The sequence below is a fragment of the Georgenia sp. G2120 genome, assembly GCF_055326485.1.
The window spans coordinates 18754-45284 of the sequence record NZ_JBUZNL010000014.1 but is presented as its reverse complement, the minus strand read 5'-3'; the positions used below and the strand labels follow the sequence as shown (position 1 = coordinate 45284).

General features: G+C 72.6%; 24 protein-coding genes. 13 read left to right on the top strand and 11 right to left on the bottom strand.

Annotated features, from left to right (window positions below; all coding sequences use genetic code 11):
* Positions 1-67 precede the first annotated feature (67 nt).
* Together dnaE and ACZLMO_RS13950 are read left to right on the top strand one after the other, a co-directional pair.
* Entirely contained in the window at positions 68-3628 is a 3561-nt protein-coding gene (gene dnaE / locus ACZLMO_RS13955) for a DNA polymerase III subunit alpha (RefSeq protein ID WP_425713061.1), read from the top strand.
* Positions 3625-4395 carry an SRPBCC family protein gene (locus tag ACZLMO_RS13950; RefSeq protein WP_425713062.1) on the top strand — a complete coding sequence of 257 codons (771 nt, stop codon included), beginning with the start codon at positions 3625-3627 and terminating at the stop codon, positions 4393-4395. Before dnaE ends, ACZLMO_RS13950 begins: the two co-directional genes overlap by 4 nt.
* 64 nt (positions 4396-4459) lie before the next feature.
* Here ACZLMO_RS13950 and ACZLMO_RS13945 read toward each other — a convergent pair whose 3' ends face one another.
* Positions 4460-4768: an RNA-binding S4 domain-containing protein gene (locus ACZLMO_RS13945; RefSeq protein WP_463654086.1), complete on the bottom strand. Its 309-nt coding sequence runs from the start codon at positions 4766-4768 to the stop codon at positions 4460-4462.
* A gap of 177 nt (positions 4769-4945) precedes the next feature.
* On the opposite strand from ACZLMO_RS13945, the gene hisD reads away from it, so the two are divergent.
* Entirely contained in the window at positions 4946-6295 is a 1350-nt protein-coding gene (gene hisD, locus ACZLMO_RS13940; protein WP_425713064.1) for a histidinol dehydrogenase, read from the top strand.
* Positions 6296-6408: 113 nt separating this feature from the next.
* Here the strand turns inward: hisD and ACZLMO_RS13935 are convergent, their stop codons facing one another.
* The 3 genes from ACZLMO_RS13935 to ACZLMO_RS13925 all read right to left on the bottom strand — a co-directional run bounded on the left by ACZLMO_RS13935 (position 6409) and on the right by ACZLMO_RS13925 (position 9672).
* Positions 6409-6840: an SMI1/KNR4 family protein gene (locus ACZLMO_RS13935; protein WP_425713065.1), complete on the bottom strand. Its 432-nt coding sequence runs from the start codon at positions 6838-6840 to the stop codon at positions 6409-6411.
* 53 nt (positions 6841-6893) lie between these two features.
* On the bottom strand, positions 6894-9098 hold the full coding sequence (locus ACZLMO_RS13930) for a RecQ family ATP-dependent DNA helicase (RefSeq protein ID WP_425713066.1): 2205 nt from the start codon (positions 9096-9098) through the stop codon (positions 6894-6896).
* Between the two features lie 205 nt (positions 9099-9303).
* Positions 9304-9672 (bottom strand): DUF952 domain-containing protein, encoded by a 369-nt coding sequence (locus ACZLMO_RS13925; protein WP_425713067.1) that lies wholly within the window; start codon positions 9670-9672, stop codon positions 9304-9306.
* 210 nt (positions 9673-9882) lie between these two features.
* Here ACZLMO_RS13925 and ACZLMO_RS13920 point away from each other — a divergent pair, with 210 nt between their 5' ends.
* From ACZLMO_RS13920 to ACZLMO_RS13875, 10 genes are all read left to right on the top strand, one after another.
* Positions 9883-11109 carry a histidinol-phosphate transaminase gene (locus tag ACZLMO_RS13920; protein WP_463654085.1) on the top strand — a complete coding sequence of 409 codons (1227 nt, stop codon included), beginning with the start codon at positions 9883-9885 and terminating at the stop codon, positions 11107-11109.
* Positions 11106-11705, top strand: coding sequence for an imidazoleglycerol-phosphate dehydratase HisB (gene hisB, locus ACZLMO_RS13915; protein ID WP_425713068.1), 600 nt, complete (start codon positions 11106-11108; stop codon positions 11703-11705). The genes ACZLMO_RS13920 and hisB overlap by 4 nt, the downstream gene beginning before the upstream one ends.
* Positions 11702-12544 (top strand): hypothetical protein, encoded by an 843-nt coding sequence (locus ACZLMO_RS13910; RefSeq protein ID WP_425713069.1) that lies wholly within the window; start codon positions 11702-11704, stop codon positions 12542-12544. The genes hisB and ACZLMO_RS13910 overlap by 4 nt, the downstream gene beginning before the upstream one ends.
* A 186-nt stretch (positions 12545-12730) precedes the next feature.
* Positions 12731-13411, top strand: coding sequence for an imidazole glycerol phosphate synthase subunit HisH (gene hisH, locus ACZLMO_RS13905; RefSeq protein ID WP_425713192.1), 681 nt, complete (start codon positions 12731-12733; stop codon positions 13409-13411).
* Complete coding sequence (gene priA, locus ACZLMO_RS13900) at positions 13408-14274, top strand: bifunctional 1-(5-phosphoribosyl)-5-((5-phosphoribosylamino)methylideneamino)imidazole-4-carboxamide isomerase/phosphoribosylanthranilate isomerase PriA (protein WP_425713070.1); 867 nt, start codon at positions 13408-13410, stop codon at positions 14272-14274. Before hisH ends, priA begins: the two co-directional genes overlap by 4 nt.
* A complete protein-coding gene (locus ACZLMO_RS13895) occupies positions 14271-15086 on the top strand; it encodes an SseB family protein (RefSeq protein ID WP_425713071.1) in 816 nt (271 codons plus the stop codon). Before priA ends, ACZLMO_RS13895 begins: the two co-directional genes overlap by 4 nt.
* A gap of 367 nt (positions 15087-15453) precedes the next feature.
* Positions 15454-16671, top strand: a complete 1218-nt coding sequence (gene infC, locus ACZLMO_RS13890; RefSeq protein WP_425713072.1) for a translation initiation factor IF-3 — start codon at positions 15454-15456, stop codon at positions 16669-16671.
* Positions 16672-16747: 76 nt separating this feature from the next.
* On the top strand, positions 16748-16942 hold the full coding sequence (rpmI, locus tag ACZLMO_RS13885; protein WP_425708670.1) for a 50S ribosomal protein L35: 195 nt from the start codon (positions 16748-16750) through the stop codon (positions 16940-16942).
* A 30-nt stretch (positions 16943-16972) separates the two neighbouring features.
* Positions 16973-17353: a 50S ribosomal protein L20 gene (rplT, locus tag ACZLMO_RS13880; protein WP_425713073.1), complete on the top strand. Its 381-nt coding sequence runs from the start codon at positions 16973-16975 to the stop codon at positions 17351-17353.
* A gap of 46 nt (positions 17354-17399) precedes the next feature.
* Entirely contained in the window at positions 17400-18389 is a 990-nt protein-coding gene (locus tag ACZLMO_RS13875) for a TrmH family RNA methyltransferase (protein ID WP_425713193.1), read from the top strand.
* A 120-nt stretch (positions 18390-18509) separates the two neighbouring features.
* Here the strand turns inward: ACZLMO_RS13875 and ACZLMO_RS13870 are convergent, their stop codons facing one another.
* The 7 genes from ACZLMO_RS13870 to ACZLMO_RS13840 form a co-directional block, all read right to left on the bottom strand.
* Complete coding sequence (locus ACZLMO_RS13870) at positions 18510-19229, bottom strand: DUF488 domain-containing protein (protein ID WP_425713074.1); 720 nt, start codon at positions 19227-19229, stop codon at positions 18510-18512.
* Between the two features lie 413 nt (positions 19230-19642).
* The gene (locus ACZLMO_RS13865) at positions 19643-21355 is read right to left on the bottom strand and encodes an ABC-F family ATP-binding cassette domain-containing protein (protein WP_425713075.1); all 1713 of its coding nucleotides are present in this window, start codon (positions 21353-21355) and stop codon (positions 19643-19645) included.
* A 7-nt stretch (positions 21356-21362) separates the two neighbouring features.
* Positions 21363-23252 carry an HNH endonuclease signature motif containing protein gene (locus ACZLMO_RS13860; RefSeq protein WP_425713076.1) on the bottom strand — a complete coding sequence of 630 codons (1890 nt, stop codon included), beginning with the start codon at positions 23250-23252 and terminating at the stop codon, positions 21363-21365.
* 361 nt (positions 23253-23613) lie between these two features.
* Positions 23614-24186 carry an SRPBCC domain-containing protein gene (locus ACZLMO_RS13855; RefSeq protein ID WP_425713077.1) on the bottom strand — a complete coding sequence of 191 codons (573 nt, stop codon included), beginning with the start codon at positions 24184-24186 and terminating at the stop codon, positions 23614-23616.
* Positions 24179-24601, bottom strand: coding sequence for a CBS domain-containing protein (locus ACZLMO_RS13850; protein WP_425713078.1), 423 nt, complete (start codon positions 24599-24601; stop codon positions 24179-24181). Before ACZLMO_RS13850 ends, ACZLMO_RS13855 begins: the two co-directional genes overlap by 8 nt.
* 179 nt (positions 24602-24780) lie before the next feature.
* Positions 24781-25728, bottom strand: a complete 948-nt coding sequence (locus ACZLMO_RS13845; protein ID WP_425713079.1) for a hypothetical protein — start codon at positions 25726-25728, stop codon at positions 24781-24783.
* Complete coding sequence (locus tag ACZLMO_RS13840) at positions 25725-26453, bottom strand: DUF6318 family protein (protein WP_425713080.1); 729 nt, start codon at positions 26451-26453, stop codon at positions 25725-25727. The genes ACZLMO_RS13845 and ACZLMO_RS13840 overlap by 4 nt, the downstream gene beginning before the upstream one ends.
* Positions 26454-26531: the final 78 nt, after the last annotated feature.

Below are 26531 nucleotides of genomic sequence, written 5' to 3'. Positions count from 1 at the left end.
CCGCGGACCTCGCGGGGGCGGCGGACCGGTGCCCTCGTCGTCGGAGGTCGAACCTACGATCGTGGGTATGCCCTCGACCCCCGCGCAGCAGGACTTCGCCCACCTCCACGTCCACACCGACTACTCGATGCTCGACGGCGCGGCGAAGATCTCGGCCCTCGTCGACGAGGTCGAGCGGCAGGGGCAGAAGGCCGTCGCGATCACCGACCACGGCTACGTGTTCGGCGCGTTCGAGCTCTACCGGGCGGCGACGGCGAAGGGCATCAAGCCGATCATCGGCGTCGAGGCCTACGTGACCCCCGGGACCTCCCGGTTCGACAAGAAGACGCGCGTGCGCTGGGGCGAGGACTGGCAGAAGGGTGACGACGTGTCGGCGTCGGGCGCGTACACGCACCTGACGATGCTCGCGCGCACGACCGAGGGCATGCACAACCTCTTCCGGATGGCCTCGCACGCCTCCCTCGACGGCCAGATGGGCAAGTGGCCGCGCATGGACCGCGACCTGCTCCAGCAGTACGCCAACGGGATGATCGCGTCGACCGGCTGCCCCTCGGGCGAGGTCCAGACCCGGCTGCGGCTTGGCCAGACCGAGGAGGCCGTCCGCGCCGCCGGAGAGCTCCAGGAGATCTTCGGCCGCGAGAACTTCTACGTCGAGATCATGGACCACGGCAACGACTTCGAGAAGAGGACGATGCCGCAGCTGTTCGAGCTCGCCAAGCGGATCGACGCGCCGCTGCTCGCGACCAACGACTCGCACTACGTCACCGCCGAGCAGAAGTCCGTGCAGGACGCGATGCTCTGCCTCAACTCCGGCTCGACGCTCGACGACCCCAACCGCTTCAAGTTCGACGGCACCGGCTACCACCTGCGCTCGAGCAAGGACATGTGGAACCTGTTCGCCGACCACCCGGACGCCGTGCGGAACACCCTGCTCGTCGCCGAGCAGTGCGACGTCTCCTTCACGACCGCCGCCGACGGCGCGAACTTCATGCCGCGGTTCGACGTCCCGGCGGGCGAGGACGAGCACTCGTGGTTCGTCAAGGAGGTCGAGCGCGGGCTGCGCTACCGCTACCCGGACGGCATCCCGGACCACGTGCGCAAGCAGGCGGAGTACGAGGTCGGCGTCATCACCCAGATGGGTTTCCCGGGGTACTTCCTCGTCGTCGCCGACTTCATCAACTGGGCCAAGGAGAACGGCATCCGCGTGGGGCCGGGGCGTGGCTCCGGCGCCGGCTCGATGGTCGCCTACGCCATGCGGATCACCGATCTCGACCCGCTCGTCCACGGCCTCATCTTCGAGCGTTTCCTCAACCCGGACCGCGTCTCGATGCCGGACTTCGACGTCGACTTCGACGAGCGCCGGCGCGGCGAGGTCATCGACTACGTCGTCGAGAAGTACGGCGACGACCGGGTCGCCCAGGTCGTCACCTACGGCGTCATCAAGTCCAAGCAGGCCCTCAAGGACTCCGCCCGGGTGCTCGGCTACCCGTTCGCCATGGGGGAGAAGCTGACCAAGGCGATGCCGCCGGCGATCATGGCCAAGGACATCCCGCTCAAGGACATCGAGGACCCGAGCTCGAAGCGGTACGCCGAGGCCGGCGAGTTCCGGAACGTGCTGAGCGCGGACCCCGAGTCCAAGCGGGTCTACGACATGGCGACCGGCCTCGAGGGCATGACCCGGCAGTGGGGCGTCCACGCCTGCGCCGTCATCATGTCGAGCCACACGCTCACCGACGTCATCCCGGTCATGCGCCACCCGCGCGACGGCTTCATCCTCACGCAGTTCGACTACCCCACGTGCGAGGGGCTCGGACTGCTGAAGATGGACTTCCTCGGCCTGCGCAACCTCACGGTGCTCGACGACGCGATGACGAACATCGGGCGCAACGGCAAGGAGCCGGTCGACCTCGAGCACCTCGGGCTCGACGACGAAGGCACGTACCAGCTGCTCGCGCGCGGCGACAGCCTCGGCGTCTTCCAGCTCGACGGCGGCGGCATGCGCACCCTGCTCCGCCAGATGAAGCCGGACAACTTCGAGGACATCTCCGCCGTCGGCGCCCTGTACCGGCCGGGCCCGATGGGCGCGAACTCGCACACGAACTACGCGCTGCGCAAGAACGGCCAGCAGCCGATCACGCCGATCCACCCCGAGCTCGAGGAGCCGCTCGCCGAGATCCTCGGCACCACGTACGGCCTCATCGTCTACCAGGAGCAGGTGATGGCGATCGCGCAGAAGGTCGCCGGGTACAGCCTCGGACAGGCGGACCTCCTGCGCCGCGCGATGGGCAAGAAGAAGAAGGCCGAGCTGGACAAGCAGTTCGTCACCTTCGAGGCGGGCATGCTCGAGCGCGGCTTCTCGGCGGCGGCCGTCAAGGCCCTGTGGGACGTGCTCCTGCCGTTCTCGGACTACGCGTTCAACAAGGCGCACTCCGCGGCGTACGGGCTCGTGTCGTACTGGACCGCCTACCTCAAGGCGCACTACCCGGTCGAGTACATGGCCGCGCTGCTGACGAACTCGCAGGAGAACAAGGACCGCCTCGGTCTCTACCTGTCCGAGTGCCGGCACATGAACATCACCGTCCAGGCGCCCGACGTCAACTCCTCCGCCGCCGACTTCACGCCGGTCGGCGACGAGATCAAGGTCGGGCTCGGGGCGATCCGCAACGTCGGCGCGAACGTCGTCAAGGGGATCATCGAGGCGCGCGAGGAGAAGGGCGCGTTCACGAGCTTCCAGGACTTCCTCGACAAGGTGCCCGCCGTGGTGTGCAACAAGCGGACCATCGAGTCGCTCATCAAGGCCGGCGCCTTCGACACCCTCGGGAACACGCGGCGCGCGCTGGTGGCGCGGCACGAGGAGGCGGTCGACGCGGTCGTCGACGTCAAGCGGAACGAGGCCGTGGGCCAGTTCGACCTGTTCGCGGCCGTCGAGGGGGCCGAGGTCGGCTTCGACATCGAGATCCCCGACCTGCCCGAGTGGGACAAGCGGGAGAAGCTCGCGTTCGAGCGGCACATGCTCGGCATGTACGTCTCCGACCACCCGCTCGCCGGTCTCGAGGGGTCGCTCGGTCAGCACGCCGACACCGACGTCTCGGACCTCGTGAGCGCGTCGGAGGACAACCCGGTGGACGGGAGGCGCGTGACGATCGCCGGGCTGGTGACGAGCGTCCAGCGCAAGCTGACCAAGCAGGGCAACCCGTGGGCGATCGCCACGCTCGAGGATCTCTCGGGCGAGATCGACGTCATGTTCTTCCCGCAGTCCTACATCGGCGTCTCACACGCGCTGTCGGAGGACACGATCGTCTCGATCAAGGGGCGCGCCTCGGTGCGCGATGAGAACGTCCAGGTCGTCGCCGACTCGATGACTATCCCCACCCTGCAGGACGGGACCGGGCCGCTGACGATCTACCTGCCGGAGCACCGCGTCCACGGGGCGATGATCGACCGGCTCGGACGGGTGCTCGGCGAGCACCCGGGGTCCACCGAGGTCCGGGTCGTGGTCGAGGGGGCCGCCGTGCACACCGTGCTGTCGCTGTCCGACCGCTTCCGGGTCTCCTCCTCGCCCGCGCTGTACGGCGACCTCAAGGCCCTGCTCGGGCCGGGCTGCCTGGGAAGCGTGGCGGCGCAGTGAGCGCGGCGACGAGCGGGGCGGCCGATGGGTCGACCGGCGGGGACATGGGCGGCGCGCTGGGCGGGGCGGCGAGTGAGCCGCTCGGCGGGCTGGACCTGCGCGAGCTCGGGACGCTGCGCCGGGAGGGCGGGGGTGCTGGTGGCGTCGACGGAGCCGAAGGCGCCGACTCCCGGATCGTTCTCACCCAGCGACGCGAGTGGTCGGTCGACCCGGTCACCCTGTGGGCCGCGCTCACCGATCCGCGCTACACGGCCACGTGGCTCGGCGAGCTCGACGGCCCGCTGAGCGAGCCCGGCACCGTGCGCGTCGACCACGGCAGGGGCGACCCGTCCGAGGTGACGGTCGTGGCGGTCGAGCCCGGCCGGTCGTGCGACCTCGAGTGGCGCGCGGCGGGCGAGGGACCGGCGGAGATCCGCCTCGAGATCACGGAGGTCGAGCGGGCTGCTTCCGTGGACCCGGCGATCACCTCCGACGACGAGACGGACGTCTCCGACGACAGCTCGCACCCCTCCGACGACGGGTCCACCCCGTCCGACGACGAGCCCACCCCCTCCGACGACGAACCCCGCGTCGCGCTCACCCTCACCTATGCGGCCGCCGACGAGGACCAGGTGCGCTCGGCCCTCGGCGGTTGGTTCGGGTTCCTCGACCAGCTCGCGGAGATGTTCGACGAGCTGCCGGCCTCCGAGGTGCGCTCTCCCGCGCTGCGGGCGATCCAGCGCCTCGCGGCGGCGGTCGAGCTCGGGCGGATGCTGCCGGTGGCCTGAGGGCGGCGCAAGGCGGTCGAGTCGCGGGCGCCCGCGACCTGGCTCGGGCCGTCAGCGATCGACGTCAGGACTCCGAGTCGACGTCGCCCTGAGCCACACTCTCGACATCGCCGGCGCCGGCGACGGCAGCATCGCCACCGTCCTCCGCCACGACACGGACCGCCTCGACGCCTCTGGACCGGCGCACCTCGACGACCTCACCGCCGGTCAGCTGCCGGCCGCGACGCATCTCGGCGGTGCCGTCGACGAGGACGTCGCCGTCGGCCACGAGGGTGCGGGCGTCGGAGCCCGTGTCGGCGATGCCGGAGAGCTGGAGGAGCTGGCCGAGACGGACGGGCACGCGGACCACGACGTCGATGGGTACGGGCGACATGCCGGACATTGTCGCAGGACGGGTGGGGGCGGCACCGTCCCGCATCCGCATCCGCATCCGCATCCGCATCCGCATCCGCCCCCGAGGCCGGCCCACACTCACGATGGCCCGCGACCACGACGGTCCGCCTCCCGATCGCCCCGGCCCCCGCGCTGCCCGCGGATCTACAGTGACGCCATGTTGCGTCGAATCGACCTCAGGGGCCGCACCCTCTCGCGCGCCGAGCTGGCGGACACGCTGCCGCGCGCCGCGCTCGACGTCGAGGCCGCGGCCGCCGCCGTCGCCCCCGTGCTCGACGACGTGCGCGCCCGTGGCGCCGCCGCCGTGCGGGACGCCGCCGAACGGTTCGACGGCGTTCGCCCCGAGCACCTGCGTGTCCCCGCCGAGGCACTGACCGACGCGCTCGACGCCCTCGACCCCGCGGTCCGCACCGCTCTGTCCCGCGCGGCCGAGCACCTGCGCGCGGGTCACGCCGCGCAGGTCCCGCCCGACGTCACCACCGAGATCACCCCCGGCGGCCTCGTCCACCAGCGGTGGCTGCCGGTGCGCCGCGTCGGCCTCTACGTGCCGGGCGGGCTCGCGGTCTACCCGTCGAGCGTCGTCATGAACGTCGTCGCCGCGCAGGCCGCGGGCGTCGAGGAGCTCGTCGTCGCCTCCCCGCCGCAGGCCGACCGCGGCGGGCTCCCGCACCCGACGATCCTCGCCGCGTGCGCCCTCCTCGGCGTCACCGAGGTGTACGCGGCCGGCGGCGCCCAGGCGATCGCTCTGCTCGCCCACGGCGCGGCAGGGGAGGACGGGACTCCTGATGCGGACGTGCTCGCCGAGCCCGTCGACGTCGTCACCGGCCCCGGGAACGTCTACGTCGCCGCTGCGAAGCGCCTCGTCCGCGGGCTCGTCGGCATCGACGCCGAGGCCGGGACCACGGAGATCGCCGTCGTGGCCGACTCGAGCGCCGACCCCCTGCACGTCGCCGCCGACCTGCTGAGCCAGGCCGAGCACGACCCGGCCGCCGCGAGCGTCCTCATCACCGACGACGAGGCCCTGGCCGACGCCGTCGACGAGCACCTGACGCAGCTGGCGGCCGGCACGAGGCACGCCGAGCGGGTGGCCACGGCGCTGGGCGGGCCGCAGTCGGCGACCGTCGTCGTCGAGGATCTCGACCGGGCGATCGAGGTGGCGGACGCCTACGCGGCCGAGCACCTCGAGATCCAGACGACGGACGCCCCGGCCGTCGCCGCGCGCATCCGCAACGCGGGCGCGATCTTCGTCGGCGGCTACTCGCCGGTCCCGCTGGGGGACTACCTCGCGGGCTCGAACCACGTCCTGCCCACCGGCGGGACCGCGCGGTTCACGTCCGGCCTGTCCGTCATGGCCTACCTCCGGCCGGTCCAGCTCATCGAGTACACGAAGGACGCGCTCGCGGCCGAGGCGCCGCACCTGCGCGCGCTCGCCGAGGCGGAGGACCTGCCCGCGCACGCGGACGCCGTCAACGTGCGGCGCTTCTCCTCACGGCCGGCGGGGGAGTAGCACGGAGCAGGGGAGGTGCGGCCCGGCCTACGCCCGTCGGGCTCACCCGGTCACGACGCTTGCTGGTCTGCCCCGCGCGGCCGGCGGGGGAGTAGGGGAGGCGCGCCCCGCGGCTATGCCTCCCTTTTGCCCGCAGCCCGCTCGCGGTACGTGTCGAGCACGTCGGTGAACCGCCCGGACCACACGATCTCGACGTCGCCGCTGCCGAGCCCCACCCGGGCGTAGCGGTCCTGGTCGCCGTGCTGGACGAGGACGATCCGCCAGTCGTCGGTGCCGGCCACCGAGATGCCGTCGAGGTCGTCGATGCTCGCGTAGCCGGAGTCCGAGAGCACGCCGTCCGCGTCGTTGACGGGGAACTGCAGGAGCGGGGCGCCGTCGGCCGCGAGGAGGTCGCCGTTGTAGCCGCCGAGCGTGGTGATGAGCGCGACGTAGTCGGCGGGCAGGGCGCGGCCGTACTCACGGGCCACCCGGTCGAGGTCCGCCTCGCTCGCCCCCGTGACCTCGGCGTCGGGCTCGACGTAGCTCGTCAATGGGGAGGGGGCCATGCCGGCCAGGTTAACGGTCCGGGCGGGCTGTGCCGGCCCGGGACCGTGGCGCGCTAGACGACCCCGAGCACGAACGGGACCACCGCGTCCGCCCCCGCGAGCCGCAGCATCCGGGCGGCCACGGTCAGCGTCCAGCCGGAGTCCGTCGAGTCGTCCACGAGCAGGACCCGGCGGCCGGGCAGCCCGGCGAGCGCGGCCTCGGACAGCCCCATCCGCAGCCGTCGTGAGACGGAGGCGAGGCGGCTGGCGGAGTTGACGTCGTGCCGGCCCGGTTCGCTGCCGGGCTCCGGGACGAGCGCGCCGACCACCGGGACGCCGAGGACCTGGGAGACGTGCACGGCGAGGTCGCGGACGAGCTGGGGCCTGGTCGTCGAGTCGACCGCGACGATCCCGGCGACCGGCTCGGCCCCCGCCGCCCACGCGGTGAGGGTCTGCCGCAGCGGCCCGACGAGCTCGGGCGGGACCGGGCCGTCCGCCGCCCCCGTCCCGAGCGTGCCGCGCAGCGCCCCCGCGAGGCCGACGCCGTCGAGCCGGCCCACGGCGAGCCCGGTCTCGGCCCGCTCGGCCGGCGGGATCTTGCCGGACAGGTCGATGCCGAGGCGGTCCATGCCCGAGGGCCACTGCCGGCGCGCCTCGATCTCGAGGCCGGGGCGGTCGAGACCGGAGCGGGCCTGCTGCGCCGCCTCGGCGTCCACGGTCGCGGCGAGCTCCATGCCGCCGCACAGGTCGCAGCGCCCGCACCGCCACCCCTGCTCGAGGTCGGGGTCGTCGAGGTGGGTGCGCAGGACCGCCATCCGGCACTCGGGCGGCTCGAGCCGGGCATAGGCGAGCATCGCGTCGGCCTCGCGGCGGCGGGCGTCCTCGACCCGCTCGTAGCGCGCGGCGTCGTAGGTCCACGGCTGCCCCGTGCTCTCCCAACCGCCGCGCACGCGCCGGACCGCCCCGTCGACGTCGAGAACCTTGAGCATCGTCTCCAGGCGGGTCCGGCGCAGGTCGACGGCCGTCTCGAGGACCGGGGTCGACCGGACCTGGCCGTCGCCGAGGACGTCGAGCACCGTGCGGACGGACTCCTCGGGCGGGAACGCGAGGGAGGCGAAGTACTGCCAGATCGCCCGGTCCTCGCGACCCGGCAGCAGGACGACGTCGGCCCGGTCGACCCCGCGGCCCGCGCGCCCGACCTGCTGGTAGTACGCCACCGGCGAGGACGGGGAGCCGAGGTGGACGACGAACGCGAGGTCCGGCTTGTCGAACCCCATGCCGAGCGCGGACGTCGCGACGAGGGCCTTGACCCGGTTGGCCTTGAGGTCGGCCTCGAGCTCCTCCCGCTCGGCGGGCTCGGTCCGGCCGGTGTAGGCGCGGACCTCGAGCCCGGCGGCGCGCAGCTGCTCGGCCACGGTGTGCGCGGCGGACACGGTGAGTGCGTAGATGATGCCCGAGCCGTCCCAGCGAGGGAGTTGGCCGGCGAGCCACGCGATCCGCGCCGCGTCGTCCGCCAGCTCGACGACGCCCAGGTGCAGCGCCGGCCGGTCGAGGCTGCCCCGGAGCACGAGCACCTCGCCGGCGCCGCCGAGCTGCTCGGCGACGTCGCGGGTCACGCGCTCGTTCGCCGTCGCGGTCGTGGCGAGGACGGGCACCCCGCCCGGGAGGTCGGCGAGGAGGGTGCGGATGCGCCGGTAGTCGGGCCGGAAGTCGTGGCCCCAGTCGGAGATGCAGTGGGCCTCGTCGACCACCACGAGGCCCGCGTCGGCGGCGAGCCGGGGGAGGACCTGGTCGCGGAACGCCGGGTTGTTGAGCCGCTCGGGACTGACGAGCAGGACGTCGACGGCGCCGCGCGCGATGTCGGCGTGGACCTCGTCCCACTCCTGGACGTTGGTGGAGTTGAGGGTGACGGCCGTGATGCCGGCGCGGGAGGCCGCGGCGATCTGGTCGCGCATGAGGGCCAGCAGCGGGGAGACGATGACCGTGGGCCCGGCGCCGGAGCGGCGGCGCAGCGCGGTCGCCACGAAGTAGACCGCCGACTTGCCCCATCCGGTGCGCTGGACGACGAGCACCCGACGCGACCCCCCGACGAGCGCCTCGATCGCCCGCCACTGGTCGTCACGTAGGCGTGCGTCCTCGCGCCCGACGAGCGCGCGGAGGACACCTTCCGCCTGGTCGCGGAGCTCGGGATTCTCAGGTGCGTCCGGGGGACCGGGGTGGTCGAGAGGGCCGGGATGCTCGAGCTGGCTCGCGGATCCGGCCGGGTCGATCGAGGTCATGCGGCCACGCTACGTGCGCGGTGGGACACGGGCGCGCGTCGCTCGGGAGGGCTGTGGACGACGGTGCGCCGGGATGCAGGCCGGGCGCGGGCGAGGTGGGTCCGCGGCTGCGCACCGGGCGCCGGACCGATGGCCGGACGGGGGCGCGGCGGGATGTCCGACGTCGGACGCGTGGCTCGAGCGGATTCTCCGGAAGGGACCCGCGTCAGGCGGGCGCGCCGACGACGAGCTGGCCGGCGTCGAGGCTCGCGGGCCGCACGGCGACGACCGCGTCCATCGGGATCGGACCGTAGATGTGCGGGTAGACGGGGCCGGTGGGATCGGCGGGGTCCGGCTCGTCGCGGACGTCCAGGCCGCACGAGCGCAGCACGTGGGGGTCGAGCACGAGCACGACGAGCGGCTCGGGGTCGTCGGCGTACACCGATGCCGCCACGCCGGGGAGCTGCTCGGGGTAGGACCCGTGGATGAATCCGACCGACTCCAGCGTCGCGCCGCGCGTAGAGATCCGATACATCCCTGTCTCACGCGCGTCAGCGAGGTCCGCCGCGTACGCCAGGTGCCAGATGTGCTCCACGAGTGCCAGGCTAGCCGCGGGACGAGCGCCTTTTGAGGGGTCACGGCGGCTCTGATTCGTGAGACCGGACACCGCTAGCGGGCAAAGGATGTGCCACGTCTCGATCCGAGCGTGGTCGGCGCCACCCCATGTGGTCGGGGCCACCTCGCCAGGGCCGCCCGCCGCTGAGACCGCGTGCCACCGGGGCCCCGGAGTTCCTACCATCGGGTGGTGAGAACGAACCAGAGCACGACCTCCGGCGACGACGGGCAGCCGACCGCGGAGCCGACCCCCGAGCCAGCCGCGGAGCCGACCACGCCCGCCGCCCGGCTCCCGCTGCGCCCCGACCTCGCGGGCCTGAGCCCGTACGGCGCCCCCCGGATCGACGTGCCGGTGATCCTCAACGTCAACGAGAACCCGTTCGCGCCTGCCCCCGAGGTCGCCGAGGACATCGCCCGCGCCGTCCAGGCCGCCGCGACCGGCCTCAACCGCTACCCGGACCGCGACTTCCCCGAGCTGCGCGAGCAGCTGGCGGCCTATCTCGCCGTCGAGTCCGGCGTCGAGCTCGGTCCGGAGCAGATCTGGGCGGGCAACGGGTCGAACGAGGTCCTCCTCCACGTGCTCCAGGCCTACGGCGGCGCCGGCCGCACCATGCTGACGGCCACGCCGAGTTACTCGATGTACCCCGAGTACGCGCGCGACACCCAGACGGCCTTCGTCACCGTCGACCGCGCGGACGACTTCACGGTCGACCTCGACGCCACCCGCGCCGCGATGACCGAGCACCGCCCGGCGGTCCTCGTCCTCGCCAGCCCCAACAACCCCACCGGGACGGCGCTCGCCACCGAGGACCTCCTCGCGCTCCTCGAGCACGCGCGGACCACGGGCCCCGCGGACACGCCCACGGGCCCCGACGACGCCGACACCCCCACCGCGACCGTCGTCGTCATCGACGAGGCCTACGGCGAGTTCCGCCGCGAGGGCACGCCGTCGGCGCTCGAGCTGCTCGCGGACCACCCGCACCTCGCCGTCGCGCGCACGATGTCGAAGGCCTTCGGCATGGCGGGCCTGCGCCTGGGCTACCTCGCGGCGGCGCGCGAGCTCGTCGACCACCTGCGCGTCGTGCGCCTGCCGTACCACCTGTCCGCGATCACGCAGGCCGCGGCGCTCGCGGCCCTGTCCCACCGCGACTCCCTCATGGGCCAGGTGAAGCTGCTGCGCGACGAGCGCGACGCCCTCGTCGACCACCTGCGCGGCCGCGGGCTCGAGGTCGCCGACTCGGACGCGAACTTCGTCATGTTCGGCCGCTTCGAGGACCGGCACGCGGTGTGGGACTCTCTGGTGTCGAGGGGCGTCCTCATCCGCGAGGTCGGCCCGCAGGGGATGCTGCGCGTGTCGGTCGGCACGCCCGAGGAGAACGACCGCTTCCGGGCGGCGTTGGAAGAGGTGCTGTCATGAGCAGGACGGGACGCGTCGAGCGCACGACGTCCGAGTCGCAGGTGCTCGTCGAGCTCGATCTCGACGGCGAGGGGCGGACCGAGATCTCCACCTCGGTGCCGTTCTACGACCACATGCTCACCGCCCTGGGCAAGCACTCGGGCATGAACCTCACGGTGCGCGCCACGGGCGACATCGAGATCGACGTCCACCACACCGTCGAGGATGTGGCGATCAGCCTCGGCCAGGCGCTGCGCCAGGCCCTCGGCGACAAGGTGGGTCTCACGCGGTTCGCCGACGCCACCGTCCCGCTCGACGAGGCGCTCGCCCACGTCGTCGTCGACGTCTCGGGCCGGCCCTACTGCGTGCACACCGGTGAGTCCGAGGCGCAGGCCCTCCACCTCATCGGCGGCCACTTCACCGGTTCTCTCACGCGGCACGTGTTCGAGTCGATCGCCCACCACGCGGCGATCTGCCTGCACGTGCGCGTCCTCGCCGGCCGCGACCCGCACCACGTCGTGGAGGCCCAGTTCAAGGCCTTCGCCCGGGCGCTCCGCGAGGCGGTGACGATCGACCCGCGCGTCACGGGCGTCCCGTCGACCAAGGGCGCGCTGTGAGCGTGCCCGCCACGCCCGACCGGCTCGCGATCGTGCTCACGCCGTTCGCGCGCCCCGACGTCGTCGCCGCCGCCTGCAAGCAGCTCGGCATGACGGACGCCGTGGCCGTGCCCTCGCGCTCCGGGGTCGTCGTCACGCGCCCGCTGCCGGCCAAGGCCGAGCACACGGACTGGGACATCGCCGAGCTGTTCGGCGAGGCCCCCTCCGCTCCCGCCGGGCCGGGAACGTCCATGCCCGACGACGACGCCGCCGCGCCCGGTGCGGACCCGCTCGGCGGCGCGGACGCTCGTCGTGACGCTCCCGCCGGGCGGAACCCGCTGGCCGGAACGGCGCGCGACGCGAGGAGTGCGGGCGGCGCCGCGGACGTCAGCGCCGCGGACGCCGGCGCCGCGGACGCCGGCGCTGCGGACCCGAGCAACGACACGGGCGCCGACCGGGGAAGTGTCGACCCGGGCGACGACCAGAGCGGTGGCACCGCCGAGCTCACCGCCGCCGACGCCGCCGAGGTCGCGCTCCCCGAGCCGAGCGAGAACGCCGGCGAGGAGCTCGCGACGGCGATGTCGACGATCACGCGCCGCGGCGTCGTCCTCGTCCTGGCCGACCTCGGCGTCGACACCGGACTCGAGAGCGGTCTCGCCGGGCACCTCGTCGCGCGCGAGTGGACCGCCGGCGAGCCGGGCAAGGAGGTCCCGCCGGGCCTGCTGCTCGCCAACGCCGACGACGTGGTCGAGGACATCGTGCTCGGCCGCCGCGCGCCCGACGAGATCAAGGGTGCGGTCCGCGCGATCGACGTCACCGGCCGCGGCCCCAAGCGCCGCCTGTTCGGACGGGGCGACTGAGTGGGGACCACCGGCAACCCGACGCCCGGCGACAGGACGGGTAGCGACGAGTTGCGCACCGACCCTGCGAGCACGGACGGGGCGAGGACAGACTCGGCGCGCACCGACGAGGCGGGCACCGACTCGGCGCGCACGGACGCGCCGCACACCGACGTGCCGCGCACCGACCCTGCGAGCACCGACTCGGTGCGCGCCGGCTCGCTGCCCGCCGACGCGACACGCCGCCCGAGCGTCGTCGTCCTCGACTACGGCTCCGGGAACGTGCGCTCCGCCGTGCGCGCGCTCGAGCGCGCCGGCGCGGACGTCACCCTCACCGCCGAGCCCGCCCTGGTCGAGGCGGCGGACGGCGTCGTCGTCCCCGGCGTCGGTGCGTTCGCCGCGGTCATGGAGCAGCTCCGCGCCGTCGACGCGCCGCGGCTCATCGACCGCCGCCTCGCGGGCGGGCGCCCGGTCCTCGGCATCTGCGTCGGGCTCCAGGTCCTGTTCGACTCGGGCACCGAGCACGGCGTCCGCGCCGACGGCCTGGGCCAGTGGCCCGGCGAGGTCACCCGCCTGCCCGCCGAGGTCGTGCCGCACATGGGCTGGGCGACCGTCACGCCGCCCGCCGGCAGCCGCCTGTTCGCCGGCGTCGAGCACGAGCGCTTCTACTTCGTCCACTCCTACGGGGTGCTGACCGATCCGGCCGCCGAGTTCACCGACGGCCGCACCACCCCGCCCCAGGTCACCTGGTCCGAGCACGGCGCCCCCTTCGTGGCCGCCGTCGAGAACGGGCCGCTCACCGCCACCCAGTTCCACCCCGAGAAGTCCGGCGACGCCGGCGCGCACCTCCTGCGCACCTGGGTGGCCGATCTCGGAGGATCCGCATGACCGCGCCCGACCCGACTGCCGCCGCCGCAGCCCACGACGCTCCGACCGCTGCTGCCCCCGGGGATGCCTCGGTCCCAGCCGCCGCAGCCCCCACCGCCGCCGCAGCCCCCACCGCCGCCGCCAGCGGTGGCGACGCACCCCCGCTCGTCCTGCTGCCCGCCGTCGACGTCGTCGACGGCCGCGCCGTCCGCCTCGTCCAGGGCGAGGCCGGCTCGGAGACCGAGTACGGCGAGCCCGCCGAGGTCGCCGCCCGCTTCGCCGCCGACGGCGCCACGTGGATCCACCTCGTCGACCTCGACGCCGCCTTCGGCCGCGGCTCCAACCACGAGCTGCTCGCCCGCATCGCCGGCGAGCTCGGCATCTCGGTCGAGCTCTCGGGCGGCATCCGCGACGACGCCTCGCTCGCCCGCGCCCTCGACGCGGGCGCGACCCGCGTCAACCTCGGCACCGCCGCGCTCGAGCAGCCGGAGTGGACGAGCAGGGTGATTGCGGAGCACGGGGACCGGATCGCCGTCGGGCTCGACGTCCGTGGCACCACGCTCGCCGCGCGCGGCTGGACCGAGGACGGCGGCGACCTGTGGGACGTTTTGGCCCGCCTCGAGGCCGACGGCTGCGCGCGCTACGTGCTCACCGACGTGACGAAGGACGGCACCCTGCAGGGCCCCAACCTCGAGCTGCTCGCCGAGGTCGCCGCGCGGACGTCCGCGCCCGTCGTCGCCTCCGGCGGGATCTCGAGCCTCGCCGACCTCGCCGCCCTGCGCGAGCTCGTCCCGGCCGGGATCGAGGGGGCGATCGTCGGCAAGGCCCTGTACGCCGGCGCGTTCACGCTGCCCGAGGCGCTCGACGTGGCGGGACGCGCATGAGCGAGCTCGTCCCCGGCTCCGGCCGCCGGCCCTCCGAGCTCTCCGACTCCGCCGGCCAGCCGTGGGCCGGGCGGATGCTCAAGGCCAACCCGTTCGCCGGCGACGACGGCTCGGTCACCGAGTCGATGGCCGCCGCCCTCGCGCAGACGGACCCGGCGCGGCGCCTGCTCGACGTCGTCGCCGAGCTGCGCACCGGCCGCGTCCTCGTGCCCGTCGTCGCACACTCGCACCCCGGCACCGAGGACGGAGAGGTCGCGCGGCACGAGAAGCAGATCTCCGGCGACGCCCAGGCCGACGCCGTGGCCTCCGCCGCCTCCGTCACCGTGGCCACGCCGGACGGGCGAGCCGCCCTGCCGGCCTTCTCGAGCTACGACGCCATGCGGGCCTGGGACCCGAGCGCCCGGCCGGTGCCGGTCGAGGGCACGCGCGCCGCCGCGTCGGCCACGCAGACCGAGGACCAGATCCTCGTCGTCGACCCCGGCTCGGAGCGGCCGGTGCTCGTGGGCCGGCCGGCGGTCGGAGCCGTCGCGGCGGGGGAGGAGTGGGTGCCGCCGTGGGAGGACGAGGACCTCCCGACGGCGGTGACCTCCGCCCTGCGCGGGTCGTCGAACATCCTCGGGGTCCGGCTCGAGGCCGGCGTGCGCGCCGAGCTGCGGGTGGTCCTCGCGGTGCGGCCGGGGTTCGACCGGGCGGGCCTCGAGGCCGAGCTCGCGCGCGTCTCGGAGCGCCTCGGCGAGCTCGAGGAGCTGCGCCACCGGGTCGACTCCCTCGAGCTGTACCCGGCGCTCGTCGCGGACGATCAGACCGGCTGACAAGGGCGCGGTTCGTCGTCGTCGGGCATGTGTCCCCGCCGAGACGCACGGCACGTGCGTGACCTCTGGGAGCCGACGCCGCCGCCTGGTAACATGGATGGCTGACCGGCCGGTCGCGTCCGCGTGACCGGCGAGCAAGCGGAGAGATCCCACCTTGGCGCCCCTGGGGCACCGGGTATCTGGTCGGGCGAGGCGGACCGTCTCGTCCATGTGCGCTCCGGCGTACGCCCAGGCCTCCGCGCTCTTGCGTCGGAGGCCTTTGTCATGGCTCCCGGCGGTCGGTCGGCGATATTCCCGACGGAGCAAGGAGCTCAGCATCAGCGAGACCCGTATCAACGACCGTATCCGCGTCCCCGAGGTTCGACTCGTGGGCCCTGGCGGAGAGCAGGTCGGCGTCGTCCGCGTGGAGGACGCCCTTCGGCTTGCCCAGGAGGCGGACCTCGACCTCGTCGAGGTGGCCCCCGACGCGCGACCGCCGGTCGCGAAGCTCATGGACTACGGCAAGTTCAAGTACGAGTCGGACGTGAAGGCCCGTGACGCCCGCCGCAAGCAGGCGAACACGATGCTCAAGGAGATCCGCTTCCGCCTGAAGATCGACGCGCACGACTACGAGACCAAGAAGGGTCACGTCGTGCGGTTCCTCGAGGGCGGCGACAAGGTCAAGGTCATGATCATGTTCCGCGGCCGCGAGCAGTCGCGCCCGGAGATGGGTATCCGTCTGCTGCAGCGCCTCGCGGACGACGTCGCGGACCTGGGGTCCGTCGAGTCCGCGCCGCGCCAGGACGGCCGCAACATGACCATGGTCATCGGGCCGTACAAGAAGAAGTCCGAGGCGCACACCGAGCAGCTGAAGAAGCGTGCCGCCGAGAAGGAGGCCCGCAAGGCGTCCTCCGAGGAGCACAAGGACGAGAAGAAGCAGGCCGACGCCGCGAAGCCCGCGGCCCAGGCGCCCGTCGCCGCGCCCGACGCGCCCGTCATCGAGGCGCCCGTCTTCGCCAAGGCGCCGCCGTCGGAGCGCACGTCCGCCCCGGCGCGCCCCGCGTCCTCCGGCGCCCCGCGCACGTCGGGCTCGTCGTCGGGCCCCTCGCGTCCGTCCTCGGGGTCGTCGCGGCCCGCGAGCTCTGGTCGTCCGGCGTCGTCCGGCCCGTCGCGTCCCGCGTCCTCGGGTGCGTCGCGTCCGTCGAGCTCGGGTGCGCCGCGTCCGGCGTCGTCCGGGTCCGCCCGTCCGGCGTCGTCCGGCTCGGGGGCCCCGCGGCCCGCGTCGTCGGGGAGCGGTTCGCCGCGTCCGTCGGGCTCGGGTGCGCCGCGTCCGGCGTCGTCGGGCTCCGGTTCGCCCCGGCCGTCGGGCTCGGGCTCCGGCTCCGGCTCGTCCGCGGGGTCGGCGCGTCCGGCCGCCTCGGGCACGCCGTCGCCGGCGCGGTCGACCACATCCTCCGGCGGCGCCACGCCGTCGGCACCCAAGCCTGCAGCCACGCCGGCCACCGCCGCCAAGCCGGCTGCTGCACCGAAGCCGGGAGCGCCGAAGCCGTCGGCGACGCCCCGGCCCGCCGCCCCCAAGCCGGGAGCCCCCAAGGCCTCGGCCTAGCGGCCAGCAAGGAACGTCCGACGGCCGACAGGTCACGAACGCAGACGTCGCGCGAGGGCGCGACCGAGAGGGAAGCATGCCGAAGAACAAGACGCACTCCGGTGCCAAGAAGCGGTTCCGGGTCACCGGCTCCGGGAAGATCATGCACGAGCGCACGCGCAAGGTGCACAAGTTCGCCGAGCGGTCGCGCCGGCAGGTCCGTCGTCTGTCCAACGACGGCGAGATCACCGGCGGCGACGCCAAGAACGTCAAGAAGATGCTCGGCCTGTAAGGCCTGAGCAGAGGTTGAGGAGCACCTGACATGGCACGTGTGAAGAGGGCGGTCAACGCCCACAAGAAGCGCCGTTCGACGCTCGAGAAGGCGTCGGGCTACCGCGGGCAGCGCTCGCGTCTCTACCGCAAGGCGAAGGAGCAGGTCCTCCACTCGGAGACCTACGCCTTCCGCGACCGCAAGGCTCGCAAGGGCGACTTCCGTCGTCTGTGGATCCAGCGCATCAACGCCGCGGTCCGCGCCGACGGCCTGACCTACAACCGGTTCATCCAGGGCCTCAAGGCCGCCGAGGTCGAGGTCGACCGCCGCATGCTCGCCGAGCTCGCGGTCTCCGACCCGGCCGCCTTCTCGGCCCTCGTCGAGGTGGCGAAGAAGGCCCTGCCGACCGACGTCAACGCGCCGGCGGCCTGACCTGGCCCCGGACCGTGCGGGTCGCTCCGAGCGCCCGGACGCACCGCTGACCAACCCCCGCTCCGAGCGGGTGCGGAGGGTGGCGGCGCTGTCCGGGCGCTCGGCGCGTTCCAGGCACGGCCAGTTCCTCGTCGAGGGACCGCAGGCCGTGCGCGAGCTCATGCGCTTCGCGCCCGAGCGGGTCCGGGACGTCTACGTCGCCGAGGACGCCGCGCTTCAGCATCACGACGTCGTCGAGGCCGCGCTCGAGGCCGGGGTCTACCTGCACGAGGCGACCGCCGAGGTCGTGCGCGCGATGAGCCCGGACGCGCAGGGCGTGCTCGCGGTGGCGAACATCGAGCGCACCGGGCGTCGTGCCGGTGCCGGGGCGGCCGCCGGGGCTGCCCGCCGGGGCGGTGGAGACTCCGGTCACGAGGCCTCCTCGGTCGGGAGTGCCGGTCACGACGACACCCCCTCCCCGACGCCGGACCTCGCCTCCGTGGTCGCGTCCGGTCCGAGATTGGTCGCCCTTCTCGTCGCCGCCGGCGACCCCGGAAACGCCGGGACGGTCATCCGCTCCGCCGACGCCGCAGGGGCCGACGCCGTGCTCATGGGCACGGGCAGCGTCGAGGTCACCAATCCCAAGGTCGTCCGCGCGACGGCCGGCTCGCTGTTCCACCTGCCCGTCGTCGGCGGGGTGGAGGTCGAGGCCGCCGTGTCCGAGCTGCGCGCCGCGGGGATGCAGGTCCTCGCCGCCGACGGCGCCGGCGACTGGGATCTCGACGAGCTCGCCGACCGCGCGCTGGCCCAGGCGCACGGGCTGCAGCTCTCGGTCGAGGGCGAGCTCGCAGCGACCGACCTGCTCGCCCCTGACCTGGCAGCACCGACCGTCTGGCTCGTCGGCAACGAGGCGCACGGTCTGACGGCGGCTCAGCGTTCGCTCGCGGACGCGGTCGTGCGCGTGCCCGTCCACGGCGCCGCCGAGTCGCTCAATCTCGCCACCGCCGCCGCGCTGTGCCTCTACGCCAGCGCCCGGGCCCAGCGCCGCGAGGTCTGAGGGCGCGGGGTCTAAGAGGGCACGTGGTATGCGGGCACGGGGTCTGACGGCACGGGGTCTAAGAGGGCACGTGGTCTGAGGACACGGGGTCTAAGAGGGCACGTGGTCTGAGCCGGCAGGTCATACGAGCGGGGGCGTGACTCCGACGTCGTAGACGAGATGCCGGCCCGGGCGCGTCCGACATGTGTGCGTCCGACGTGTGTGCGTCCGGTCCTTGCATGCACGGCCCGTGCGGGGCTGGTCGGTGTGCGTCGCCCCCTCGGGTGCGCCGACGTCGTCGAACTCGCCCGTGGCGTCAGGGCGTGGGACTCCGCCCAGGGTGCGGTCACCCGCGTCCACCGCGTCCAGCTCGACCCGGACCCCCTCGGTCGGTCGGTGCTCGGCGCGCCGCCCGCCCGGCATGAGGTGAGTGACCTCGACCCCGCGCACGAGCACGAGGTGGTCGGCGAGCAGACGGCGATGGCAGCGCCACCAGACGGACTCGCTGCACATGACGGCGACAGTGGCCTCGTCGGCGATCGTGAGGAGCTCGTCGACGACGTCGAGGAACTCCGGAGTCTCCATGTGGTCCGCGTAGGCGCGGAACGACTCGTGCCGCAGCGCCACGTGCCGGCTGCCCGGCACCGGGCGTCGCCGCCCGCCAAGAGGCTTCGCCCACCGGTACTCGATCCCGCCGTTCGGCACCCATCGCTCCATCTCGCCCTGACCGAACTGCGGGTTGCGACGGCTACCGGGAAACGAGCGTATGTCGATGAGGCGTGCGACGCCGGCGCCGTTCAACAGCTCGAGCAGCTCCTCGGCCTCCTGGCGGCCGTGCCCGACGGTCAGCACCGTGGTCATCCTGTCAGCGTAGGCACGGTGGTGGTGCGGGCGCCCGTCGAGTCAGGCGCCCCGCTCCCGTTCGACGGTGTGGCGGAACCCGATCCGGCGCCGCATGCGCGCGCCCCCGGCATCGCCCGGTCGACGACGGCGTGCAGCTCGTCGAAGGACATCGTCGGGTCCTTCACCAGGTGCTCGGGCGACGATGCCTCGCGACGTGCCGACGCGCGCCGCGAGCTCCACGACGAGGCACCCCCGGCCGCACCCGACGCCGAGTGCCCGCGCGGGGGTGCGGGGGATGCGGCGCACGATCCACGGGTGGAAGTGGTCGTTGTGGCTCCGCGGGTGGCGATCGTTGAAGGTGACGAGGCAGCTTCTGACGCGTCGCAGCGCGGGGGCAGTCAAGCGCCCGACGTCGAGCAGTCGACCCGGGCTCATCGCTGCCGCGCCACGCGTGCCTCGTCCCACACGGGCTCGGAGGTCTCCCGCACCGTGCCGTCCGATCCGAGCACGAGGAACCGGTCGAAGCTCCGGGCGAACCACCGGTCGTGGGTGACCGCCACGACGGTGCCCTCGAACGCGGCGAGCGCCTCCTGCAGCGCCTCGGCGGAGTGGAGGTCGAGGTTGTCGGTCGGCTCGTCGAGCAGGAGGAGCGTTGCGCCGGACAGCTCGAGCAGGAGGATCTGGAAGCGCGCCTGCTGTCCGCCGGACAACGAGTCGAAGGTCTGCTCGGCCGACCTGGCGAGGCCGTATCGGTCGAGTGCGCGGGCGGCGAGGTCTCGCGGGCGCCCGACCCGGTGCTCGTCGCCACGGTGGAGGATCTCAACGAGTGTGCGGCCGTGCAGTGCCGGCTGCTCGTGCGTCTGGGCGAACCAGCCCGGTCGGACACGCGAGCCCAGCCGTGCGACGCCCGTGTGGGGGACCGACGGCACCACGGTGTCCCCGACGGGTAGGTGCTCCTTCTCCGGGGTGGTCCCGCCGCCGGCGAGGAGGCGGAGCAGGTGCGACTTCCCCGACCCGTTCGAACCGAGGACGGCCACGCGCTCCCCGAACCAGATCTCGGCGTCGAAGGGGTCCATCAGTCGGCGACCGCCGGTGGCGTCTCCGGGATCGAGCAAGGTGAGGCCCTCGGCGACGATCGCGCGCTTGGCCGTGCGCCCGCCGACGAGTCGCATCCGCACGTCCTGCTCGATCGAGACCTTCTCCGGTGGGCCGGCCTTCTCGAACCGCTCGAGGCGCGTGACGGCGGCCGAGTAACGGGACGACATGTCCGAGTTGTATGCCGCCTTCTGCTTGTACATCTGGACGAGTCGCTTGAGCTTGAGCCGTTCCTCCTCCCACCGCTTGAGCTGCTCGGCGAGGTCGGCGTTCCGTGCCTCACGCGCGTCGTGCCAGGTGGCGAACGACGCCGGGTGTGTCCACGCGACCGCCCCGGCGGCGCCCGGCTCCAGCGTGACGACGGCGGTGGTGGTCGCCGAGAGCAGCTCACGGTCGTGGCTGACGAGGAGGACCGACTTCGACGACGCGCGCAGGCGCTCCTCGAGCCAGATCTTGGCGGGGACGTCGAGGAAGTTGTCCGGCTCGTCGAGGACGAGGATGTCGGCCGGGCCGGCCAGCATCGCCTCGAGGACCAGTCGCTTCTGCTCGCCGCCGGAGAGGGTCGAGGCGTCACGCCAGCGGGCGCGCTCGAACGGGAGCCCGAGGGCGTCGGTGCACACGGCGTCCCAGACGGTGGTCTCGAACTCGTAGCCGCCGGCGTCGCCCCAGTCGGACAGTGCCTGGGCATACGCCATCTGGGCGGGTTCGTCGTCGACCTCCATGACGGCGAGCTCGGCGGCATCAAGTGCCTCGGAGGCCTGTCGGATCCGTTCCGGTGCCACGCCGAGCAGCAGGTCCCGGACGGTCGCCTCCCCGCCGGTCCGGCCGACGAGCTGGCTCATGTGCGCGATGGCTCCCTGCCGCGTGATCGCGCCGTCCTGCATGTCGAGGTCGCCGGTGATGAGTCGGACGAGGGTGGTCTTGCCGGTGCCGTTCGGCCCGACGAGAGCGACCCGCGCACCGTCCCCGACGCCGAAGCTCACCTCGTCGAGCAGCGGCCGCCCGTCCGGGAGCGCGTACGTGATGCCGGAGACGTCCAGGTGGGCCATGCGTCGATCATCGGCCAGGCTGCTCGGTCGGCGCGAGGGGATTGCCGGTGCCGCCGCTGGCACGGCTGCCGTAGTCGTTCTCACGCTCGCCGGCGTCGCTGAACCCGCTCGCGAGGCTCGAGACGGTCCTCTGCGCCTTGAGCAGTCGACCGTTGCGGTCGTAGAAGCGCCACTCGCCGTCGTCGCGCACGATGGAGACGGTGTTCGCATGCACCCAGTCATGGTGGTGCCAGCACAGGAGGATTCCGTGCTCGACGCTCGTGGGGCCGTTGTCCCGGGCCCATTGGAGCGAGTGGTGGATCTCCCCGAAGCCCGGTGGTTCGTCGCAGCCCGGGAACTGACAATGTCGGTCGCGGGCATGGATGGCCCGCACCATGTGGGCGGGGAAGATCCGTTGTTCCCGGCCGACGTCGAGCACCGTCGAGTCGGGCCCGAAGATCACCCGGGACAGCGAGCTCTCGCAGGTGAGCCGGGACAGCAGCGCCGGCGGGATCGGGGTGCCGTCCTCGAGCGTGGCCGGAGCGACCCCGGCCATCGCACGGGGGTCGATCGCGGTCGAGATCACGTGGGCGTCGCCCGGGCTCCAGGCCTGCAGCCACTCCCGGGCGTCATCGGAGAGCTCGAACAGCGGCTCGTCGGTACCTGCCTCGCGCGGGCCTCCGAGCCGACGCAGCGCTGCGAGATCGGAGTGGGGCGGGAAGAACGCGCTCGATCCGACGTCCGGACCGTCGATCGGCCTGTCGTCCGCAGATGCCTCGTCGACCGGTGGCACCACCGAGCCGGTCGCTGCCGCGAGAGCACGCAGCGTCTCGATCTCGACGGTGACGGTCACGTGCGGCCGGACCCGGGCGTGGGCGCCCTGCAGCCCGACGTCGAGGGACTGGTGCGCGAGGGAGACGAGGGCGGCGGCCCGGCGCTGTGCCGGCGTGCGGGTGTCCTCGGCACTCTTCGTCCCCATGTGGGCGTCCAGTGCCTCGTGGACGACGCGGCCCGACAGCTCGTCGAGCCACCCGGCAACGTGGTAGCCGTCGAGGGTGGGAGCGATCGTCAGCTCCTCCTTGGTCTCCGCCTCGCGCCACGCCTCGTCGGCTGCCTCGGGGTCGGCCATCATGGCCCACGTCCGCACGACCTTGCTGAACTCGTCGGCGGTCATCAACTGCGCCTGCGCGACGAGGAACTCCTCGCCGAGCTCCTCGTCCAGGAGCTGCTTCTTGAGGTTCGAGGTCCGCAGGGCCTCGCGGACGAGGATGTTGACGTGCTCGATGCCGATGAGGCCCTTGCCGAGCGCCGTATGGGTGTGCGGCAGGTGCTCACGCAGCGCTCGCGAACGAGTGACCTGTCTCCCGGCGGCACCCGACGTCGTTCCCGTGGTGTGCCGTACGAAGGCCTTGAAGGTGCGCCATCCCTCGATCGCCCACAGTCCGTTCGCCTCGGCCGCGGTGAGGACGCCGGCCTTGGCGGAGGCGATCTGGCGCTCCGCCATCTCGATCAGCCGGTGAGCCTCGTGCACGGTCGATCCGGTCTGCGCATGCCAGTTCGTCTCGACGGCTCGGTCGAACTCCGCGACGACCGCCCGCAGCGACTCGACCGGGTCCCGGTACTCGGCGTCGTCGCCCGAGCCGTTCGCACCCTTCGGACCAGCCGATTCGCTCGCACTGTCCGCCCCGGGCCACCAGAAGTGGGGTTCAGCGGAGTCGACCATCTCGTCGTAGCAGGGGAAGTGCGGGTGCAGCTCCGCGTACTCGTGCTCGCCGTCCAGGCCAAGCTCAGAGGTGAACCACTCGTCGAGGTCGACATCGCTGAGAGGCTGCGCCTCGAGGTTGTCCGCGGACATCGGGTCCTCGGCCGCCCAGTCCCGGGACGGCTGGCGCTCCCACCAGTCGTCGAGATTGGCCATGAGGGTACGGGCATCGAATTCCCGTGCACCGAGTGCAGAGAGCACCATCGCAGTCACCTCCTCGACCTGATGAGACCACTCTACTCGAACAGGTGTTCGAGTGCAAGGGGTGTGAGCCGGCAATCCGTTCGACGGCAGTTGAGTGCGGAGAGCCCACGCGGGTCGCGCGAGTGGATCGGGAGGAGAGCCCGCGTGGGCGCGTGGGTGGATCGTGAGGAGGGCCCGCGTGGGCGCGTGGGTGGTTCGGGAAGGCGTCCGCGCGGGCTGTGCGGGGGAGGTGGAAGGCAACCGCTCGGGGCGCGCGGGTGGGCCCCGGAGTGCCTCCGCGCTGGTCGTGCGGGTGGGCCGCGGCACCGCGACCTCAGCGGTCGGCGTTGAAGTTCCTGCTGTACGTATCCCGGATCGACTCCCAGCCGTAGCCGAGGGCGTCCGCACCGACGACGCGATCGACGTCGTGCCCCGAAAGAAGTGCGGAGAGCGTGCTGAGGCAGATCGCCCAGCCGGCCGCCATCATCGCGGCCTCCTGCGGGTCGGCGACAGACTGCCGGAGCTCGATGTTCGACTCCGTGTCCGTGATGTGCCGGACCCACCAACGCACCGTCGACGGGCCCCAGCGCAGCTCGATCAGCCTGCGGCTCGGATCGACCACGAGGACCTCGGCGTCGACGGGATCGTCGCCCGGGTTCTCGCGCACGGTTGCGGGGCCCGGAAAGTCGAGCACGCGGTCGGGCACCATCGGCGACCAGCGTGCGAGCAGCGCGGGCTCGACGAACCAGCGCCAGGCCTCGTCGGCGCCGCCGTCGACGTCCCAGCCCGTGTCGAGCCACCGGGTCCCGGACGGGTCCTGCGTGAGTGAGGCGTAGAACTCGTAGCGGTTGAGCTGGTCGACGACAGCGCGCTGGAGGGCTCCGCCGTCGGTCGTGCCGTCAGCCATGCACGTATCCCTCGAGGTGGTCGCGTTCGGCCTGAAGCTCGTCGAGGCGGTTCTTGACGACGTCCCCGATGGACACGATGGCCACCATCTTCTCCTCGTCGACGACGGGCAGGTGTCGCACGCGGTGCTCCGTCATCGTCCGGGCGAGGGATTCGAGCTCGTCCTTGGGTCCGCATGTGACGACCTCGCGGACCATGATGTCGCTGACGAGCCGCGAGGTGGCGCCGTCCTCCCGGACCAGGGGCAGGAGGTCGCGCTCGGCGACGATCCCGTCGACGTGGCCGTCGGAGTCCGAGACGACGACCGCGCCGATGCGGTGCTGCTCGAGCAGGTCGAGGAGCTCCCCGACGGTGGCGTCGGAGCGGATGGTGACGACCTCGTGTCCCTTGCGGCGGACCACCTCGTCGATACGCATGTCGCGATGCTAGTCCTCGATATGGCGTGGGTCACGGGTGAGCTTGTTGGGGCGTGCTGAGGGGGCGTCGTCGGGGTTGTGGTTGGGCGCCGTGTTCGTGGTCGAGAGTGCGGTTCAGTGCGCCGTCATCCGTCGGGGTTGTGGTTCGTCGTCGTCGAGAGTGCTGCTGGGTGGGTGAGTCAGCAGTGGTTGTGGATGGCGCATTCGGGGACGAGGCGGACTTCTCGGGTGCGGACCTCGAAGGGGTCGGTGCGGGTGGTGATGGGGATGGTGCCGGGGATGGGTTGCCAGTCGGTCTCGCCCTGGACGAGGAACTCGGCGGTCCATTCGGTGGTGAGGGTGACGTGGATGGCGTCGTAGCCCTGGGTGTAGGGGTGGGAGATGGTGTGGTTCGGGTAGGGGGCGCCGGGGCCGGTGGTGGTGAAGGGTTCGGTGCCGTCGTTGGGGTCCCAGGTGTGTTCTGTGGGGGTGAAGCGGACGAAGACCTGGGTGCCGAGGATCTCGGTGGTGGCGATGTGTTCGCGGGCGGTGGTCCAGAGCAGGACGGGCATCTGGGCGAGCTGCCACCGGCCGTCCATCATCGCTTCGCCGGGTTCGACCAGCAGGTCGACGGCTTCCTGGTAGCTGACGGTGATGACGACGGGTGCTGCGGCCTGGACCGGCGGTGGGGGAGCCCCGGGAGTAGCTGGCGTGGCGGTGGGCGTGGTGGGTTGGGGTCTGCCGCGGTTGCAGAAGAGGTTGTCGTCGAGAATGATCTCGGCGGCGCCTTGTCGGCGGTATTCCGAGGTGCAGTCCAGGCGGGGGCCGTGGATGAGTGCGCGCCAGGTGCCGGTGTTGGCCCCGGCGTCGATACCGAGAATGGGGTTGTCGGCCCGTGTGCCTGTCGGGGTAGGCGCGGGCCGGTGATCGTCGATGAGTGGGTTGGCGTTCGGATCTATATCGGTGCACGTGCCAGTGCCCGTGATGTTTGACCCGACTTCGGTGTTGCCAACGTCCACTCTGGCGTTGGAGGAACTGCCTGCGCCGACTCCTGCGCAGGGGTTGGCGAATGCGTGGTGAGGAACAGCAAATGGCACCAGGCTCAGTATCGCGATGGCGATGATCGCCCTAGTGATTCCAGATCTCATTGGTTTGCTTCCTCATCGCCATACCAGGTGCTGAGGCCGGAAACGGTCCACCGGTTACCGTCCCACGATGTGTCCACGAAGTAGGTCACGGATTGTGCTGCGAACTCGCCGATGAGTTCGCCATGATGGTCGGCCTCGGTTCCCGCTTCATGGAGCCCTTGGACTGCCACACTCCAGGTTGATGGATCGGTTTCAGATTGGCCCGCAAGTGAGTCGTACAGAACAAACGACTCGCTATCGATGTAGATGCCTTCCCGGACATTCGTGCGAATCTGGTCAGTGGCATCACGGCAGGTGCCGCAATCTGGAGATGCAATCTCCTCGAGCTCAGCGACATTGCCGGTGACGGACGCGTAGTCGAGTAGTTCAACCACGTACTCCGCCGTCGCGACTGCCCCTGCTTCGCCGTCTTCACTCATCTCGGGCGGCTGCTCGGGAGCGGGCCGGCCGCGCCGCTCGAGCTCCCACTCGGTGAAGTCGATGTCGTCGGTCGAGACCTCCGACGGCGACTCCTCGCCACCGCTCGGCGCCTCGGTCGGGGACTCGCCGCCGTTCGACCCGCCGTCCGACCCGGTCTCCGACCCGCCCTCGGAGCCCGTCTCGGACGTCCCGCTCTCCGACGTCGGCTCGCTCGTGGGCCCGTCACCACCTGTCCCGGGCCCGGTGCTGCTCTCGTCGTCGTCCCCGTCGCCGCACGCGGCGAGCCCGAGTGCTGCGATGAGCACCCCCGTCGACCACGCCGCTGCGCGACGCCCCCCTGATCGCGTCATGTCCGAGACGCTAGCGGGTCAACGCCCCACACC

Coding starts and splice junctions, on each gene's coding strand:
- priA (WP_425713070.1), top strand. CDS start 13,408: ATGACCGCGCCCGACCCGACTGCCGCCGCCGCAGCCCACGACGCTCCG.
- ACZLMO_RS13860 (WP_425713076.1), bottom strand. CDS start 23,252: ATGGCCAATCTCGACGACTGGTGGGAGCGCCAGCCGTCCCGGGACTGG.
- ACZLMO_RS13865 (WP_425713075.1), bottom strand. CDS start 21,355: ATGGCCCACCTGGACGTCTCCGGCATCACGTACGCGCTCCCGGACGGG.
- ACZLMO_RS13945 (WP_463654086.1), bottom strand. CDS start 4,768: ATGTCGCCCGTACCCATCGACGTCGTGGTCCGCGTGCCCGTCCGTCTC.
- ACZLMO_RS13870 (WP_425713074.1), bottom strand. CDS start 19,229: ATGACCACGGTGCTGACCGTCGGGCACGGCCGCCAGGAGGCCGAGGAG.
- hisD (WP_425713064.1), top strand. CDS start 4,946: ATGTTGCGTCGAATCGACCTCAGGGGCCGCACCCTCTCGCGCGCCGAG.
- ACZLMO_RS13895 (WP_425713071.1), top strand. CDS start 14,271: ATGAGCGAGCTCGTCCCCGGCTCCGGCCGCCGGCCCTCCGAGCTCTCC.
- ACZLMO_RS13930 (WP_425713066.1), bottom strand. CDS start 9,098: ATGACCTCGATCGACCCGGCCGGATCCGCGAGCCAGCTCGAGCATCCC.
- ACZLMO_RS13935 (WP_425713065.1), bottom strand. CDS start 6,840: ATGGCCCCCTCCCCATTGACGAGCTACGTCGAGCCCGACGCCGAGGTC.
- ACZLMO_RS13845 (WP_425713079.1), bottom strand. CDS start 25,728: ATGAGATCTGGAATCACTAGGGCGATCATCGCCATCGCGATACTGAGC.
- rpmI (WP_425708670.1), top strand. CDS start 16,748: ATGCCGAAGAACAAGACGCACTCCGGTGCCAAGAAGCGGTTCCGGGTC.
- ACZLMO_RS13855 (WP_425713077.1), bottom strand. CDS start 24,186: ATGGCTGACGGCACGACCGACGGCGGAGCCCTCCAGCGCGCTGTCGTC.
- dnaE (WP_425713061.1), top strand. CDS start 68: ATGCCCTCGACCCCCGCGCAGCAGGACTTCGCCCACCTCCACGTCCAC.
- rplT (WP_425713073.1), top strand. CDS start 16,973: ATGGCACGTGTGAAGAGGGCGGTCAACGCCCACAAGAAGCGCCGTTCG.
- ACZLMO_RS13850 (WP_425713078.1), bottom strand. CDS start 24,601: ATGCGTATCGACGAGGTGGTCCGCCGCAAGGGACACGAGGTCGTCACC.
- hisB (WP_425713068.1), top strand. CDS start 11,106: ATGAGCAGGACGGGACGCGTCGAGCGCACGACGTCCGAGTCGCAGGTG.